Below are 17,093 nucleotides of genomic sequence, written 5' to 3'. Positions count from 1 at the left end.
GAAAAGTATTTGATTCTGTATCTTTTATAATGTTTTTTAATATTGAGCTAACTTAAAGATTATTAACAATTCTTGTAATACCAAACTTGATTAAAGGCACATTAAAATTTATCAGCAAGCCTAATTTCATTTTTGTGATTTTTAAGTATGTCATAACTTGCTTTGCATGAACCTCTGTTATTTTTTCAATTGATTTAATTTCTAAAATCAATTTGTTCTCAATTATTAAATCAGTTCGAAAACCAATATCGAGTTTAATTTCATCCCAGATAACTGGAAGCGTTTTTTGTCTTTCGACGAATAATCCTTTTTTAGTTAATTCATAATGTAAAATTGCTTCATAAACCGATTCTAATAAACCGGGACCAAGTTTCACATGCATTTTATAACAGATATCAACTACGATAGCTGAAATTTCATTTTCATTCATACTTGCAAAATTAAGTATAAACTTACAAATTTAATTTCGATAAAATAAAAAAAGTCGCAAAGCTTTTAAAAACTTTGCGACTCTTCGTCTTTGCGCGAAATATAAAAAGAACGTTTTGTAAAAATTCTTAAGCCGTTATTTTACAAAATCAACAGCGTGAACTAACGTTTCAGTAATTCCTGTAGCATTTTTTCCTTTTCCGGATGCGAAGAAAGGCTGTCCTCCCCCGTTTCCTTCAATATATTTTCCTAATTCTTTGATAACAGCGTTTGCATTTAAGCTTTTCCCAGCTACTAATTCTTTAGCGATATAACAATGAATATTTGGCAAACCATCTTCTATCGAAGCTAAAAACACAAACGAATCTGGTTTTGAACTTCCTAAAGCCGAAGCTAAATCTTTAGTCGAAGCCATGCTTAAATCTACCTGTTTAGCAAGGAAATTTACTCCGTTTACTTCCTGGAAATCCTTCTCTAATTCTGTTTTTAATGCATTTACTCTTTCTTTTAGTAATTGCTCGATTTGCTTTTTCAATTTAACATTATCATCCTGTAAAGAAGCTACTGATTTTAAAATATCCTGTGGATTTTTTAATGTTTCTTTTATTTCAGATAAAGTATTTTCCTGATTTTGATAGAAATCTTTTACCGCATCGCCTGTAATGGCTTCAATACGACGAATTCCAGCCGCTACTGCACCTTCAGAGATGATTTTGAAATACCAGATTTCTGCTGTGTTTTTCACATGAATTCCTCCGCAAAGTTCTTTACTTTCACCAAATTCAATCATACGGACATTATCGCCGTATTTCTCTCCAAATAAAGCCATTGCACCTTTGTCTAATGCTTCTTTAATTGGGATATTTCTGTGTTCTACTAATTGCAATTGTGCTTCAATTTGTGCATTCACATTTGCTTCTACCTGACGTAATTCATCATCAGAAACTTTAGAAAAATGCGAAAAGTCAAAACGTAAATAGTTCGGGTTTACCAATGAACCTTTTTGCTCTACGTGAGTTCCCAGAAGGTTTCTCAAAGCCAAATGCATTAAATGCGTAGCAGAGTGATTTTTAGAAGTTGAACCTCTTAAATCAGCATTTACTTTTGCCACAAAACCAGCTTCAATATTTTCCGGCAATTGTTTTGCAAAATGCAAAATCAAATTGTTCTCTTTCTTCGTATCAATAATTTCGATCGTTTCGTTTGCAGAAACCAATGTTCCTTTATCACCCACTTGTCCTCCTCCTTCTGGATAAAATGGGGTATTATCTAAAACGATTTGATATAAAATCCCATCTTTTTTAGAATCAACTTTACGAATTCTGGTAATTTTTACATCATTTTCTGTTTTATCATAACCAACGAAAGTTTCTACATTTCCAGGAATCAAAACTGACCAGTCTTCTGTTGAAACTTCTGATGCTGCGCGTGAACGATTTTTTTGTTCCTGCATCGATGCATCAAATTCTGCTTCGTTTAAAGACATTCCTTTTTCTTTCAGGATCAAAGCGGTTAAGTCTTTAGGAAAACCAAAAGTATCGTATAATTCAAATGCTTTTGCACCAGAAACTTCTGATCCCTTAGTTTGAGCAATTACATTATCCAACAATTGTAATCCCTGATCCAGCGTTCTTAAAAAAGAAGCTTCTTCTTCGCGAATTACATTGGTAACCAACTGTTGTTGCGATTTGATTTCCGGGAAAAATTCTCCCATTTGGTTTGCCAGAACTTCTACCAATTTATTAATAAAAGGCTCTTTGGTATTCAAAAATGTAAATCCGTAACGAATTGCACGACGCAAAATTCTGCGTATTACATAACCTGCTCCTGTGTTTGATGGTAATTGACCATCGGCAATTGCAAACGCAACCGCACGAACGTGATCTACTACTACACGAATCGCAATATTGGTTTTATTTTGTTCTTCTGACTCTTCGACTCCGCTCAGAGTGACATCGTTTGGAGTATATTTTAAACCTGTAATTTGTTCTACTTTTTCGATAAGTGGTGTAAAAACATCTGTATCATAATTTGATGTTTTTCCTTGCAAAGCCATACACAAACGCTCAAAACCCATTCCGGTATCTACGTGTTGTGCCGGAAGTTTTTCCAGAGAACCATCAGCTTTACGGTTGAATTCCATAAATACATTATTCCAGATTTCAACAACTTGCGGGTGATCATTGTTTACTAAACTTTTACCAGAAACTAAAGCTTTTTCTTCATCTGAACGTAAATCTACGTGAATTTCAGAACAAGGTCCGCAGGGTCCCTGATCTCCCATTTCCCAGAAATTATCTTTTTTATTTCCAAGGATAATTCGGTCTTCATCAATCAATGTTTTCCAGATATCCCAAGCTTCCTGATCAAAAGGAACATTATCTTCCTTGCTTCCTTCAAAAACAGAAACATAAAGATTCTCTTTCGGGATTTTATAAACTTCGGTCAAAAGTTGCCAAGCCCAATTGATTGCTTCTTTTTTGAAATAATCTCCAAAAGACCAGTTCCCCAACATTTCGAACATCGTATGGTGATACGTATCAAAACCTACATCCTCAAGATCATTATGTTTTCCTGAAACACGAAGACATTTTTGCGTATCGGCTATTCTTTTGCTTTTTGGCGTTCCGTTTCCTAAAAAATATTCTTTGAACTGGGCCATTCCCGAGTTGTTGAACATTAGGGTTGGATCGTCTTTAAGTACAATAGGAGCCGACGGAACGATTAAGTGCCCGTTGCTTTTAAAAAAGTCTAAAAATTGTTTACGTACGTCTTGTGATTTCATGTTATAATTAGAAATGTAATAATGTGATAATTTGATAATCTGTCAATTAGATAATTTACTTCATCTGAAAATATGTTAATGTTATTTTTTTAAGTAGAAACTTACTATTCCAGACAATAAATTTCACTTTAAATACATTATCTAATTATCAAATTGACACATTATCTAATTGTATTTTATTCTTGAAAAAAAACTTAGAACAACTGAAACATTTATTAAATTTGTTCGACTAACTAATTTTACAAGCTGCAAAAATAGGGTATTTTAAAATATGGCGAAAGTAAAATATTATTACGACTCAGAAAATCTGGCTTATACGAAAATAAAAACCAGAAAAAGAATCAAAATCGGTTACGCATTACTGTTTTTGCTGGCTGCTGCACTCTTTGGTTTTTTGGTTTTTGTACTTTTAATCAACACTCCTTACTTTGAAACGCCAAAAGATCGGTTACAAACCCGGGAACTTGAGAATTTGAAGTTACAATATTCTATTCTGAACAAGAAAATGGACGAAATTGATGATGTAACCGCGGCATTAGAAAATAGGGATAACAATATTTACAGGGTTTATTTTAATAAAACCGAAATTCCGGATTCGATTCGTAAAGCAGGTTTTAGAGATTCTAAACGGTATAAAGATTTAGAAGGTTATAACAATTCGCAACTGGTATTAAATACTACGAAAAGAATTGACAGATTATCGAAAGAATTAGCAATTCAGTCAAAATCATTAGATGAAATTTTGAAATTGGCGAGTGTAAAAGGAAACTTACTATTGGCAATTCCTGCCATTCAGCCTGTTCGTAATGAGAATTTAAAACGAATGGCTTCCGGTTTTGGATATCGAACAGATCCTTTTACAAAAGTGCGAAAAATGCATAACGGTATGGATTTTGCTGCTAATACCGGTTCTCCTGTTTATGCTACGGGCGATGGCGTTGTAGAAAGAGCAGATAACTCTGCCTCGGGATTTGGAAATCATGTGGTAATCAGTCATGGTTTTGGATACGAAAGTTTGTATGCCCATTTAAGCAAATACAATTGCAGGGCGGGACAACATGTAAAACGCGGTGATGTAATTGGATACGTAGGAAGTACCGGTAGATCTGAGGGTCCGCATTGTCATTATGAAGTACACAAAGACGGAAAAGTTGTAAATCCGCTGAACTTTTATTACGGAAATATTTCTGCGGTAGAATATGTATTGATTTCGCAAATGGCAAATCAGGAAAATCAGTCATTAGATTAATACTCCAAAAAGTCGTATTTTTGGAATAAAATAGAAAATTAAAAATCATGCATATTGAGCTTTCAAAGGATAAAAGGTATTATAGTATTGGCGAAGTTGCCAGGGCTTTTAATGTCAATGCATCATTGATAAGGTTTTGGGATAGCGAATTTGATATTTTAAAACCTAAAAAGAATGCCAAAGGCAACAGAATGTTTACTCCGGATGATATTACCAACCTACAGTTAATTTATCACCTGGTCAAGGAAAGAGGTTTTACACTTGATGGTGCCAGAACACATTTGAAAGAGGGACAAAAGAAAACATTAGATAAATTCGAAATAATACGTAAATTAGAGACCATAAAAACACAGTTGAACGAAATTAAGAACGAATTATAGTATATTTATTACATTAAAAACAAACTTAAATTAAAACGAATATGAAAAAATGGTTAATCCCCGTAGGAATTATAGTAGTATTAATCGCTATTATTGCTTTTTGGTCAATTGGAATTAAAAATACCGGTTTGCAAAAAAGTCAGGCAGTTAACAAAGAATGGGGAAATGTGAGTACGACTTACCAAAGAAGAAATGACCTTATCGGGAATTTAGTAAACACCGTAAAAGGGGCTGCTGATTTCGAAAAATCAACTTTAACGGCGGTTATCGAAGCTCGTGCAAAAGCTACTTCTGTAACAATCGATCCAAGCAATGTAACTCCGGAACAACTGTCTCAATTTAACCAGGCACAAAGTGGAGTATCTTCTTCTTTGTCAAGATTATTAGTTTCTGTTGAGCAATACCCAACCCTAAAAGCAAACGAAAATTTTCTAAAATTACAGGATGAGTTGGCTAGTACAGAAAATCAAATTTTGACAGCAAGAACCCGTTTTAACGAAGCTGTACAAGATTACAACGGATATGTACTTGCTATCCCAAACAAATGGTTCTTAGATTATAAAGAAAAACCATACTTTGAGGCTGTTGCAGGTGCTGATAAACCGGTTGAAGTAAAATTCTAAAAATATTTCCGATTAATGATTTTAGATTTCAGATAAAACTGAAATCTAAAATCAACAATCTAAACTCTAAAATTATTTCAATGTCAAAAGTAGAAGATTTTTTATCCAAAGAAGAAGAACAAGATATTGTTGAAGCTATTCGCGTAGCCGAAAAAAATACTTCTGGCGAAATTAGAGTACATATAGAACAAACAACTTCTAAAGTTCCTTTTGACAGGGCTTTAGAAGTTTTTCATGAATTAAAAATGCACGAAACCCAACTTCAAAATGGGGTTTTATTTTACTTTGCAGTGGCGGATAAAACTTTTGCCATTTGCGGAGACAAAGGCATAAATGATGTGGTAGCCGCAGATTTTTGGGATTCGACCAAAGAGAAAATGGTAACACAATTTAAATCCGGAAACTTCAAGCAAGGAATCGTTGACGGAATTTTAAGTGCCGGTAATCAATTAAAAACTAATTTTCCGTGGTTTGAAGGTGATACCAACGAATTATCAAACGAAATATCAAAAGGATAAACAATGAAAATTTCCAAAAATAAAATTTCAAATTCTAAAAGAATTTTTCAGTTTACTTTTTTGCTACTAGCATTTCTTACCACCAATTGTATTTTTGCACAATTTACAATTCCGGAGAAACCAAGTCTACAAACTTCAGTATACGATTATGCCAACATTCTAAGTGCGTCTGAAAAAGCACAACTGGAAGAAAAGCTAATTCGATATTCCGATTCTACCACAACTCAAATTGTCGTGATCACGATCGAAAGCTTAAAAGGTGAAGATGTTAGCCAACTGGCCACAAAATGGGGACAAACCTGGGGAATTGGCGGAACAAAACAAGATGACAATGGCGTTATTATTTTACTCGCAAAAAATGAGAAAAAAATAGCCATAAATCCCGGATACGGAGTCGAAGATCGTCTGACTGCCGGAATTGGCGGAACAATAATCAGAAATATTATTATTCCTGAATTTAAAGCAGGAAGTTTTTACAATGGGCTTGACAAAGGAACAGATGCTATAATTGATGTTTTTAAAGGCAAGTTTAAAGGGGAACGCAAGCAAACCAAAGGAAATAATTTTCCGATACTGCCCTTTATTGTAATTGTTGTAATTGTATTAATTTTACTGTCTCGAAACAAAGGCGGTGGAGGCAATTCTGGCAACAATAGCGGCGGTGGTCCAAGCCTTCTTGACGTAATCCTGTTAAGTAGTCTTGGCAGAAGTGGCGGAAGCGGATTTGGCGGAGGTTTTGGCGGCGGATCATCTGGCGGAGGCGGTGGCTTTGGCGGTGGTTTTGGTGGTGGCGGATTCTCTGGCGGAGGTTCCAGCGGAGGCTGGTAAGTTTCAGTTTTCAGTCGCAGTTTTCATTTTTTTGTTTCAGGTTTTGTTTAGTTTTACATTCTAAACTAAAAATTTATAATTCATAATTTACAATTAATAATTAAAAAACAGATGTTATCACATAAAGCAAAATACGCCCTTAAGGCCTTACTTTATTTAGCAGAACAAGACGAAAATCACATTTCCAGAACGATAGAAATTGCTGATGGCGCCAATATTCCTAAAAAGTTTTTAGAACAAATTCTATTAGATCTAAAACGTGGACGTTTTGTGAGTAGTAAGCAAGGAAAATTTGGCGGATATTATTTGATACGCTCCAAAAATGATATTACTCTGGCAGAAATTCACCGTTTATTCGACGGTGCAATTGCGCTTTTACCCTGTGCTTCGTTAAACTTCTACGAACCATGCTCAGATTGTAAAACTGAGGAAGAATGCAGCTTAAGACATGGCTTAATGATCATTCGAGATGAAACTCTTAAAGCGATGCAAGGCATCACAATCGCCTCACTGGTAAAGAAATAAAAAAATATTTTCTAATTCCTAGTAAATCTATAGAATTTACATATATTTGCAAAAAAAATCAACAAACCAATTTACAAAATTTTAACCACATGAAAGTAAATTACAATCGATCGGGTGTATCTAAAAACCTTTTGCAAAAAAATCAAAATAGTCAATTCACAACCGTAAAAAACAATTCTTCTATGATGTGTATGTGCTGGTAAAAAAAATTTAATTTAAATTCTACTAATCACATATACTTACTATAAAAATGAAAAATTCTATAAAAAATATATTTACAATTCTATCTGTTTTAACTTTCTCAATATCATTTGCACAAAACATCGAAGGTGTAGTTAAAACCAGCGAAAACATACCACTAGAAGCTGCAAACGTTGTTATAAAAGGAACGACTTCTAACACTACTACAGATAATAACGGAAAATTTAGTATCGACAGTAAAGGGAAACTTCCTGTAACACTTTTGATTCAATATGTAGGATACAAAACTACAGAAGTAGAACTTACTGCTCTACCATCGACCCCGCTACAATTAACAATTAAGGAAGAAAACGAACTTATAGAAGTTGTAGTTTCTTCCCGACGCCGAATCGAAAAAGTTCAGGATGTGCCTATTGCGATATCCGTTATTACTGGTAAACAAGCAGAACAAACAGGAGCTTTTAATGTTAACCGTATCAAGGAACTGGTTCCGTCCGTACAGCTTTATTCCTCAAACCCAAGAAATACAGGAATCAACATTCGTAGTCTTGGTTCTCCTTTTGGGCTTACTAATGACGGTATCGATCCCGGAGTTGGTTTTTATGTAGATGGTGTTTATTATGCTCGTCCGGCAGCAACTACATTAGACTTTATTGATGTTGAACAAATCGAGGTATTGCGCGGACCACAAGGTTCATTGTTTGGTAAAAACACCACTTCAGGAGCGTTTAATATTACTACCCGTAAGCCTAGTTTTACCTCAGGTGCAGATTTTGAAGTAAGTTACGGAAACTATAATTTCTTGCAAGCCAAAGCATCTGTAACGGGAGCTTTAGGAAAAAAAGTTGCAGGTCGTTTATCCTTTTCAGGTACACAACGTGATGGTTTAATTGATAATGTTGCAACAGGAAGACCTACAAATACATTGAACAATCAGGGAATTAGAGGTCAGTTACTTTGGACACCTACTGTAAATACCAATATTATTTTGGCTGCAGATATTACAACACAACGTCCGGACGGGTATGCACAGGTTGTTGCAGGGGTTGCTCCTACACAAAGACCTGCTTATCGCCAGTTTGATGCTATTATTAAAGATTTCAATTATCAACTGCCTAGTTTAAATGCTTTTGACCGTAAAATCGATCATGATACTCCATGGCGTTCGGGACAGGATATGGGTGGTATCTCTCTAAACATTGATACCAAAATTGGTTCAGGAACACTTACCTCAACAACTGCTTGGCGTTTTTGGAACTGGGATCCATCAAATGACAGAGATTTTACAGGACTACAGGTATTGGCATTATCTCAAAACCCAACAAGACAAACACAATTTACACAAGAAGTACGTTATGCAGGTCAGCTTACCTCTAAAATAAGTGGTGTAGTAGGCGCGTTTTTTATCGACCAGACTTCTCAAACAGATGGTACAGAAGAATCCGGTAATGCACAGTGGAGATTTGCACAAAGTACTACCAGTGCCTTATGGAAAACTCCGGGTCTTTTTGAAGGATACGGAATTAAAACTGATGCAAATATAAGATCATCAAGTGCTGCGGTATTTGGTCAAATTGATTGGGCTGTGACGGATCGTTTGCATATTTTACCGGGTTTGAGATATAATTTCGACAAAAAAGATGCACATTATGCGCGTACTACATACGGAGGACTTCAAACTACTGATCCGGCATTGCTTGCTTTAAAAAAATTGGTTTATTCTGATCAGGCTTTTGACTCCAGTACTGATAATACTGATTTTTCAGGAAACATTACGGTGTCTTATAAAGCTTCGGACAGAATTAATGCTTATGCTACTTATGCAAAAAGTTACAAACCGGTTGGTGTAAATGTTGCAGGACTTCCAACAGATTCAAAAGGATTGCCTTTACTTGATCTTGCGGTAATCAAGCCGGAAAAAGTAAACCATTATGAAATTGGAGTAAAAACGTCGCCTTTTAAAAACTCCGTTTTTAACCTGACTTTCTTTAATACAGACATCAAAGATTTTCAAACGAACGTTCAGGCTGCTGAGTTGGGTGTAAATCGTGGATATCTTGCCAATGCTGATAAAGTACGTGTACGAGGTGCTGAACTTGATGCAAGTTTTGTTGTAAGTGAGCATTTGACTATAAATGGTGCTGCCACTTATACAGATGGTAAGTATGTAAAATTTACAAATGCACCACTTCCATTAGAAGAAACCGGAGCTCCGGTAGCGTTCAAGGATGTTTCAGGAACTGAATTACCAGGTGCTTCAAAATGGGCAGGATCTTTAGGAGGTGAACTTTCTAATCATGCAAAATTCTTTGGAAACTCAGGAAAAGCTTTTATAGCTCTTGATTCTTATGCTCGTTCTGAATTTTCATCAAGCCCATCGGCTTCAAAATACCTAGTTGTTCCCGGTTATGCTATTTTTAATGCTCGTTTAGGTTTCCGTGCTTCTCAGGGTTTATCGATTCACTTTTGGGGACGTAACCTTCTGAATAAAGATTACTACGAGCAATTATTGCCTGCAGGTGGAAATACAGGTCAATATGCTGGCGTTATAGGTGATCAAAGAACTTATGGTATAACTTTAAAATATTCGTTGTAAATACAATTCGTTAATCTAAATACATTAAACGAGATAGGTTTTTAAATCTATCTCGTTTTTTTATTGCAGATTTTTTTCTGAGATGTGAGATTATTAAAATTTGCGAAAGCCATTGCAAACTCTTCTTTTTTTTCTTCCAGCTAAACAGGAGCCCATTCAATTTTGAAATTCAATAATAATAATAATAAAAGACGTACTGCTGTGCGCCTCTACGTTAAAACCTTTGCGCCTTTGTAACTCTGCATCTTTGAACCTTTTTTACTCTCTTTGCCTTCTCTTCCCTCCTTTTTCGGTACCGGCAAAATTTCCAATTTTATAGGCTACTGAAAACATTACATAACGCTTAAGAACGGTGTTTTCTTCATCGCGTATCGAAGTTGCCGAGATCGTTCTTGTAGCACTCTGATTCTGGTTTAGAACATCGTAAACTTTTATTTTTGCATATACTTTTTTATCAAAAAAACCATACGACAAACTGGTATTCCAGAGGTAGAAATCTTTCTTGAAATCATCAGAAATATTAGAGTTGTAGGTATATCCGAAATCATTTCCAAAAATAAAATTTGCAGGCCAGTAACTTGTCGTTTGCAAATTGATTCTGTGTACTACATTTGAACTTGCGTCGCGCGTGTAGTTCTCGTATTGGGTTTCATTGTAAGTTAAACTATAGGACGGCGAAACGCTAAGCAATTCTCCATACTCATAAGTCAGGTAAAGTTTGGGGGTTATTGCTGCTGACTTTGCATTGTACAAAACGGCATTGGTAAACCCTTTATCAAAAGAGTAACTACCATTTATCCCTAAACCGTATCTTAAAACATGTGCATCTTTTTTTATAGATTGGTTCCAATTTCCGCCAACAGACGCAATATAAGTTCCTGATATATTGGCATAAGTGGTTGTTCTTTTCCCGCTATCGTCATAAATTGAAGTCGAAACCACATCGTTGTTATAGTAATCTGCTTTTACAAACATACTGTAACCTGATCTGGTACGAAAATCAAAGTTTTTAAAATCGATACCTGCACTATTCTTTTCGATAGGATTTAGATTTGGGTTCCCGATCACGGTATTCAATGGGTTTGTCAAATTTAAAACCGGCAATAGTTGGGTTGCGCTGGGAAGTGCGTTTGAATAATCGTATTTTAAAGTCAGATTTTTAGAGCGACTAAATTTATATCGCATTTGAGCACTTGCAAAAGGCAAAGCATATTTTTTATTCAAATCAGTCGAATTGCCTAAATACAAAGAGTGATTGTCATAATCAACAATAGACGTCTTTGTATTCAGGTTAATTGTGTATTTATTTTTTTGCAAAGTAATCCCCATTTTCGGACTAACAGAATTCTGAGTAGAAGTAATATAGTTTGTCAGCGATTCGTTTAAGTCTGAATAAGAATCAGTATTCGAATCAAAATTATATGTTTTTTGATCGTTTATGGTTTTTGTCCAGTTAAAATCTGAACCAAATCTTATTCGTAACGAATCTGTGATAGGTTCTGTATACTCAAGATCTGCCGAGTAAATATCTGAGCTGGTATTATTTTTACTGTTTTGATTTCTCTCATCATTTGGTTTGTTATCCTGATAGAAAATAGTTTCTGAGAGGTTAAGCGCATTTGCATCGCTTCTTGTATTGTTGTTATCAAAAACAAAACTTAGATTACGGGCCTTTTTTTCGAATGTTTTATTAAAATTGATCGTATTGGCAAAATTGGTACTTGTGTTTTCATTTTTTGATTCTGAAGTACTTTCGTTCAAAGCCTGCCCATTTTCATCCTCAGAAGATGTCGAAGAGTTTGATGTACTGTTTGATCGCGTTTGATTGAATCTTGGCGTAATAAAAAGTCGTGTACTTGGATTAATTTTATATTCTAATTCTAAGTTTACTTTGTTACCTGTGTTTTCATTTCTGGTTTTAGAATCTGATGAAGTTAAAATATTTCCTGTTGGCAAAAAATTAGTCTGGTTCGACTTGCTTTCGTTATTATTAATGGTGTTTGAAAAATTATAACTACTCGAAACATCAAAATCTTTAGTCCAGGCATCAGAATAGTTAATTCCTGCCAGATTAGATTGTGTAATTCCTTTGCCTCCTCCTGAGCTTTGACTGCTTGTCTTGCTATTTCTTCCTCCGCTCATATTATCAAATACATCATCCATCGAAAATCCTGTAGAATTGATGTTATTAGACGAAGCCAGAATACTTATTTTTTGCTGATCTTTAAAAAAATTCATGATCAGGCTACTTTCGTATCGATCATCAGAGCCATATCCGCCAAGTACTTTACCAAAAAATCCTTTATTTTTCTTTTCGTCAATGGTTAGATTTATACTCGAATAATCTGATGTCGATTCCTGCTTTGCGAGTTCTTCTTTCTTGGTTTTAAAATCTGAAACCTGAACTTTTTTTATAATTTCTGCGGGCAAATTTTTTAAGATCAAAGCACCATCTCTATCAAAAAAAGTTTTACCGTTTACTAAAAACTGTGTAACTTCCCTTCCGTTCACGGTAACTTTACCATCATTATCAACATCAACACCTGGCAATTGTTTCAGCAAAGCCTCGACATTTGCATCGGGACGAACTTTATACGAAGAGGCATTAAATTCTAAAGTATCTTTTTTGATTGTAATGGGTGGAGCTTCACTTTTGATTACTACATTATCTAAAGCATTTACGCTTTCGAGCAAATATAATTTACCAAAATCCTTGCTTTCCATAAGTCCTTTTTGTTCTTCAACCAAGGGCTGATATCCCATATAATTTACTTTCAGAAAAACGGGTTTATCTATCTTTTTAGTATTTATTCTAAAGACACCATTTTTATCCGTCGTTGCATATTCTATTACTGTAGAATCTTTGACAGTAGAAAAATAAACGGTTGCCATTTCCATCGGAAGTTGTGTATTAATATCCACAACGGTTCCTCTAAGAACAATGTCATTCTGGGCATTGGCCGCCGAATAACAAAAAAGGAAAAGCACTAAAAAAGAGAAAAATTTGGTCATAAGATGGTTCGTTAGAAACAGTAAGACTCTAAAAGAGCCAAAAGGTTTATTGTAAATCCAACATTTATTCAAATAGCATGCCACTAACCTCAGCCTAAAAAACTACAATTAAAAAAGGGCATAAAAAAAGTCCTCATTATGAGGACTTTTAATTTTATTTTTCTCTGATATAGATATCGATTGGTACTCCTGAAAAGTCCCAATTTTCTCTAATCTTATTTTCAAGATATCTCTTATATGGTTCTTTAACGTATTGTGGCATATTAGCAAAAAACACAAACTGAGGTGTTAGGGTTGGTAACTGCATGCAATATTTAATTTTTACATATTTTCCTTTTGTTGCCGGTGGCGGATATGCTTCGATCACCTTTAACATAAATTCATTAAACTTAGAGGTTGGGATTCTTTGTTTTCTATTTTCGAAAACCTGAACGGTAGCTTCTAATGCTTTTAATAAACGTTGTTTGGTTAAAGCCGAAACGAACAAAATAGGCACATCAGTAAAAGGCATTAATTCTTCTCTGATTTTAGCTTCGTAATCACGGGTCGACATAGTATCTTTTTCGACCAAATCCCATTTGTTTACCAGGATTACAACACCTTTACGGTTTTTCTCTGCCAACCAAAAAATACTTTGATCCTGACCTTCAAATCCACGGGTAGCATCAATAATCAAGATACAGATATCTGCATGCTCAATTGCACGAACAGAACGCATTACGGAGTAAAACTCTAAATCTTCCTTTACTTTGGCTTTACGACGGATTCCCGCAGTATCAACCAAATTAAATTCAAAACCAAAACGGTCAAATTTTGTATCAATTGCATCACGTGTAGTTCCTGCAATATCTGTAACCATGAAACGTTCTTTGCCAATTAAGGCATTGATAAAACTAGATTTACCAGCATTAGGACGTCCTACAACAGCAAAACGAGGTAAAACTACTTCTTCCTGAACTGGTTCTGGTTTTACCGGAAAAGATTCGATCAAAGCATCTAATAAATCTCCTGTTCCACTTCCTGAAATACTTGCAAACGTATAATATTCTCCTAAACCAAGGTTATAAAACTCAATCGCATCTTTCTCACGCATGGCATTATCTACCTTATTAACGGCCAATAAAACTGGCTTAGTCACTTTGCGCAATAAACGGGCAACGATGTCATCCATAGGTGTAATTCCTTCCTCAACATCAACCACAAAAATAATAACATCAGCCTCATCAATAGCTAATTCTACTTGTTTGCGGATTTCTCCTTCAAAAACGTCATCAGAACCGCGAACGTATCCGCCGGTATCAATCACCGAAAATTCTTTTCCGTTCCACTCGCTTTTACCGTAGTTTCTATCTCTGGTAACTCCAGAAACCGAATCTACAATAGCTTCTCTTCTTTGTATCAGCCTATTAAAAAGGGTTGATTTCCCTACATTAGGTCTTCCTACTATCGCAACAATGTTATTCATTTTTGTAAATTTTAGATTTCAGATTTTAGATTTCAGATTTTTAGTTTCCTAAAAACCTAATCACTTGTAATCCAAAATGCTTTATTTTAATTTTTTGCAAAGGTAGTTAAAAAAGTGGCTAAGTTGCTAAGTTTCTAAGTACCTATGTTTTTATATTTTTCAGGAGCTATTTCCTGCTATTCGTTTCAATCTTTTGTTCCGCTAAAAAAGCGTCACAAAAGGATTTTCACTTCTATCAGGGCTAGGGCTTCAGGGTTACAAGAACTTCAGTCAATATCAAAAATCACAATTTTGTATTATCTAAAAATCCTTTTATTAACCTGATTACAAACCTTTAACCTTCTTGATTTTCAATAATTGTTTTTCAATTATTTACACTTTTCATAAATATATTGAGGTCTTGCCCCCATTCTGTAAGAACTAAAATCACCTTTATTAGATAATTTCAAAGTAAATCCTTCCTCTTCATCTGAATTAAAAAACTTAATATCGCGAATTTTGATTTTTCCTGAAATAACAGCTACAGGACCTATCTTATAGTTACTAAACTGAAAAGGTTTATCGCCAAAATCATAATATATAAGTTCTTTTTTATCAAAATCAATATATGCCTTATTCTCTACGTCACAAAACTTTCTATTGTTTAATAAAAACTCTTCGACTTGCTCTTCTGTATCTATAGGCACAAACTCTTTTTCCTGATCTGTGTATAAAACATCCTCTACAGCATCCTGAGTAATCCCAACCAAATATTTATTGTTTTTGTAAATACTAAAATACAATGTCAAAACCCTGCTTTTATCTATAGACATTACATCGGCTCTGTAATTACATATTTTTTCGAGTTGACGAAATGGTTTTTTATCTTCATTCGACCGATTACTGTACGTATCATCAAAATCATCCAGACGAAATTTATTTTGATAGTTCGCATAATAAAAACCGGTCTTTTCAAATTCTCCATCGCCCAGATATTTAGGAAATTTTCCAAATTCTACATTCTCATAGATTTTAAAATTAAACCATTCAATCCAATCATCAATTCGATCAGAAAAGCTTAAAATAGGATAATATCCATCTTTAACAAATATTGCTAATCCATTAGTTTTATTTACGAATTGATTAATATTTGAAGCTTTATTGGTGCTAAATTGTTTTATGAATTTGCTTAAAAACAATTTGACATCAGCATCAGAGCAGGCTGTTGTGTCAAAAGGAACTGATTCTTTTTTTTGAATCAACTCTGTCTTTTTAAGAACAGGTTTAGATACAACCGTTTTCTCTTTTGAACTAAAAAAGTAATTTATACCCACAATCAATATAAGTCCGCAACATATTGGTATTGAATACTTCGTCGAAACTTGCATAAATTACTTTTTAATCTTTTGAAAAAAATTATTGATTATATCCAAAACGTTTCAACATATTAGCGTTGCTTCTCCAGTTTTTGTTCACTTTTACAACTAGTTCAATGTGAATTTGTTTTCCGAAGAATTTCTCCAGATCGGCACGGGCTTCCATACCTACTTTTTTCAAAGCTGCACCTTTATGCCCAATGATGATTCCTTTTTGAGTTTCGCGTTCTACCATAATGATCGAACGGATTCTGATAATAGCGTCATCTTCAAAAAACTCTTCTGTAACAATTTCAACTGCATACGGAATCTCCTTACTGTAGTTCAACAAGATTTTTTCACGGATTGTTTCGTTTACGAAAAAACGTTCCGGCTTGTCTGTCAATTGATCTTTTGGATAATATGCAGGAGATTCTGGAAGTAATGCAATGATACGTCCAAAAACTTCCGGTACATTAAAATTCTGTAAAGCCGAGATTGGGAAAATTTCAGCATTTGGCACTTTTGCTGTCCAGAATGCTACTTGTTCTTCTAATTGTTCCTGATTTGAGTTGTCGATTTTATTCAACAACAACAAAACCGGAATTTTGGCGTGGATAATTTTATTAAAGAAAGCTTCATCTTTTAAGTCCTGCTCTCCTATTTCGACCATATAAACCAAGATATCAGCATCTTCAAAAGCCGATTTTACAAAGTTCATCATCGATTCCTGCATTTCATAGGCTGGTTTGATGATTCCGGGAGTATCCGATAATATAAGTTGAAAATCTTCGCCATTCACGATTCCAAGAATACGGTGACGAGTTGTTTGTGCTTTTGATGTAATGATTGATAATCTTTCTCCAACAAAGGCGTTCATCAATGTTGATTTTCCAACGTTTGGATTCCCGATGATGTTTACAAAACCTGCTTTATGTGACATTTGTGTATTATTTAATTTGCAAAGGTAGTCATATCAACTCAATACAGAAAATAAAACATTTTTTAAAGTTTTCGTTGGATTTCTAGAAAATCGGCGTATCTTTGCACCCGAAACATCGCGGGATAGAGCAGTAGGCAGCTCGTCGGGCTCATAACCCGAAGGTCACAGGTTCGAGTCCTGTTCCCGCTACTACATGGGACAAAGA

The 17,093-nt window shown here is 34.7% G+C and carries 13 protein-coding genes and 1 tRNA gene; 8 read left to right on the top strand and 6 right to left on the bottom strand.

The window, feature by feature from the left end; genetic code table 11:
* Positions 1 to 52: 52 nt before the first annotated feature.
* Both B0A64_RS18470 and alaS read right to left on the bottom strand, forming a co-directional pair.
* The gene (locus B0A64_RS18470; RefSeq protein WP_089480977.1) at positions 53 to 430 is read right to left on the bottom strand and encodes a GxxExxY protein; all 378 of its coding nucleotides are present in this window, start codon (positions 428 to 430) and stop codon (positions 53 to 55) included.
* 135 nt (positions 431 to 565) lie between these two features.
* Positions 566 to 3,214, bottom strand: a complete 2,649-nt coding sequence (alaS, locus tag B0A64_RS18465; protein ID WP_089480976.1) for an alanine--tRNA ligase — start codon at positions 3,212 to 3,214, stop codon at positions 566 to 568.
* A 271-nt stretch (positions 3,215 to 3,485) separates the two neighbouring features.
* On the opposite strand from alaS, the gene B0A64_RS18460 reads away from it, so the two are divergent.
* The 7 genes from B0A64_RS18460 (at position 3,486) to B0A64_RS18430 (ending at position 10,134) form a co-directional block, all read left to right on the top strand.
* Positions 3,486 to 4,463, top strand: coding sequence for a M23 family metallopeptidase (locus B0A64_RS18460; protein WP_089480975.1), 978 nt, complete (start codon positions 3,486 to 3,488; stop codon positions 4,461 to 4,463).
* A gap of 47 nt (positions 4,464 to 4,510) precedes the next feature.
* Positions 4,511 to 4,843, top strand: coding sequence for a MerR family transcriptional regulator (locus B0A64_RS18455; protein ID WP_059115957.1), 333 nt, complete (start codon positions 4,511 to 4,513; stop codon positions 4,841 to 4,843).
* Positions 4,844 to 4,884: 41 nt separating this feature from the next.
* A complete protein-coding gene (locus B0A64_RS18450) occupies positions 4,885 to 5,466 on the top strand; it encodes a LemA family protein (protein WP_089480974.1) in 582 nt (193 codons plus the stop codon).
* 80 nt (positions 5,467 to 5,546) lie between these two features.
* Positions 5,547 to 5,984, top strand: a complete 438-nt coding sequence (locus tag B0A64_RS18445; protein ID WP_089480973.1) for a TPM domain-containing protein — start codon at positions 5,547 to 5,549, stop codon at positions 5,982 to 5,984.
* A gap of 3 nt (positions 5,985 to 5,987) precedes the next feature.
* A complete protein-coding gene (locus B0A64_RS18440; protein ID WP_089480972.1) occupies positions 5,988 to 6,812 on the top strand; it encodes a TPM domain-containing protein in 825 nt (274 codons plus the stop codon).
* A 111-nt stretch (positions 6,813 to 6,923) separates the two neighbouring features.
* Positions 6,924 to 7,337: an RrF2 family transcriptional regulator gene (locus tag B0A64_RS18435; protein ID WP_041517419.1), complete on the top strand. Its 414-nt coding sequence runs from the start codon at positions 6,924 to 6,926 to the stop codon at positions 7,335 to 7,337.
* Between the two features lie 250 nt (positions 7,338 to 7,587).
* Positions 7,588 to 10,134 (top strand): TonB-dependent receptor, encoded by a 2,547-nt coding sequence (locus B0A64_RS18430; RefSeq protein ID WP_089480971.1) that lies wholly within the window; start codon positions 7,588 to 7,590, stop codon positions 10,132 to 10,134.
* 258 nt (positions 10,135 to 10,392) lie between these two features.
* Here B0A64_RS18430 and B0A64_RS18425 read toward each other — a convergent pair whose 3' ends face one another.
* From B0A64_RS18425 to era, 4 genes are all read right to left on the bottom strand, one after another.
* Positions 10,393 to 13,146 carry an outer membrane beta-barrel protein gene (locus B0A64_RS18425; protein ID WP_089480970.1) on the bottom strand — a complete coding sequence of 918 codons (2,754 nt, stop codon included), beginning with the start codon at positions 13,144 to 13,146 and terminating at the stop codon, positions 10,393 to 10,395.
* A 154-nt stretch (positions 13,147 to 13,300) separates the two neighbouring features.
* Positions 13,301 to 14,611, bottom strand: a complete 1,311-nt coding sequence (gene der, locus B0A64_RS18420) for a ribosome biogenesis GTPase Der (RefSeq protein WP_089480969.1) — start codon at positions 14,609 to 14,611, stop codon at positions 13,301 to 13,303.
* A 368-nt stretch (positions 14,612 to 14,979) separates the two neighbouring features.
* Entirely contained in the window at positions 14,980 to 15,978 is a 999-nt protein-coding gene (locus B0A64_RS18415) for a hypothetical protein (RefSeq protein WP_089480968.1), read from the bottom strand.
* Between the two features lie 28 nt (positions 15,979 to 16,006).
* Entirely contained in the window at positions 16,007 to 16,888 is an 882-nt protein-coding gene (gene era, locus B0A64_RS18410; protein ID WP_089480967.1) for a GTPase Era, read from the bottom strand.
* A 116-nt stretch (positions 16,889 to 17,004) separates the two neighbouring features.
* Here era and B0A64_RS18405 point away from each other — a divergent pair.
* Positions 17,005 to 17,077, top strand: a tRNA-Met gene (locus B0A64_RS18405).
* Positions 17,078 to 17,093: the final 16 nt, after the last annotated feature.

The organism is Flavobacterium araucananum (assembly GCF_002222055.1).
Classification (GTDB): domain Bacteria; phylum Bacteroidota; class Bacteroidia; order Flavobacteriales; family Flavobacteriaceae; genus Flavobacterium; species Flavobacterium araucananum.
This window is presented reverse-complemented; position numbering and strand designations above follow the sequence as displayed.

Coding starts and splice junctions, on each gene's coding strand:
- B0A64_RS18440 (WP_089480972.1), top strand. CDS start 5,988: ATGAAAATTTCCAAAAATAAAATTTCAAATTCTAAAAGAATTTTTCAG.
- alaS (WP_089480976.1), bottom strand. CDS start 3,214: ATGAAATCACAAGACGTACGTAAACAATTTTTAGACTTTTTTAAAAGC.
- B0A64_RS18460 (WP_089480975.1), top strand. CDS start 3,486: ATGGCGAAAGTAAAATATTATTACGACTCAGAAAATCTGGCTTATACG.
- B0A64_RS18450 (WP_089480974.1), top strand. CDS start 4,885: ATGAAAAAATGGTTAATCCCCGTAGGAATTATAGTAGTATTAATCGCT.
- B0A64_RS18425 (WP_089480970.1), bottom strand. CDS start 13,146: ATGACCAAATTTTTCTCTTTTTTAGTGCTTTTCCTTTTTTGTTATTCG.
- B0A64_RS18430 (WP_089480971.1), top strand. CDS start 7,588: ATGAAAAATTCTATAAAAAATATATTTACAATTCTATCTGTTTTAACT.
- B0A64_RS18415 (WP_089480968.1), bottom strand. CDS start 15,978: ATGCAAGTTTCGACGAAGTATTCAATACCAATATGTTGCGGACTTATA.
- B0A64_RS18445 (WP_089480973.1), top strand. CDS start 5,547: ATGTCAAAAGTAGAAGATTTTTTATCCAAAGAAGAAGAACAAGATATT.
- der (WP_089480969.1), bottom strand. CDS start 14,611: ATGAATAACATTGTTGCGATAGTAGGAAGACCTAATGTAGGGAAATCA.
- era (WP_089480967.1), bottom strand. CDS start 16,888: ATGTCACATAAAGCAGGTTTTGTAAACATCATCGGGAATCCAAACGTT.
- B0A64_RS18470 (WP_089480977.1), bottom strand. CDS start 430: ATGAATGAAAATGAAATTTCAGCTATCGTAGTTGATATCTGTTATAAA.
- B0A64_RS18435 (WP_041517419.1), top strand. CDS start 6,924: ATGTTATCACATAAAGCAAAATACGCCCTTAAGGCCTTACTTTATTTA.
- B0A64_RS18455 (WP_059115957.1), top strand. CDS start 4,511: ATGCATATTGAGCTTTCAAAGGATAAAAGGTATTATAGTATTGGCGAA.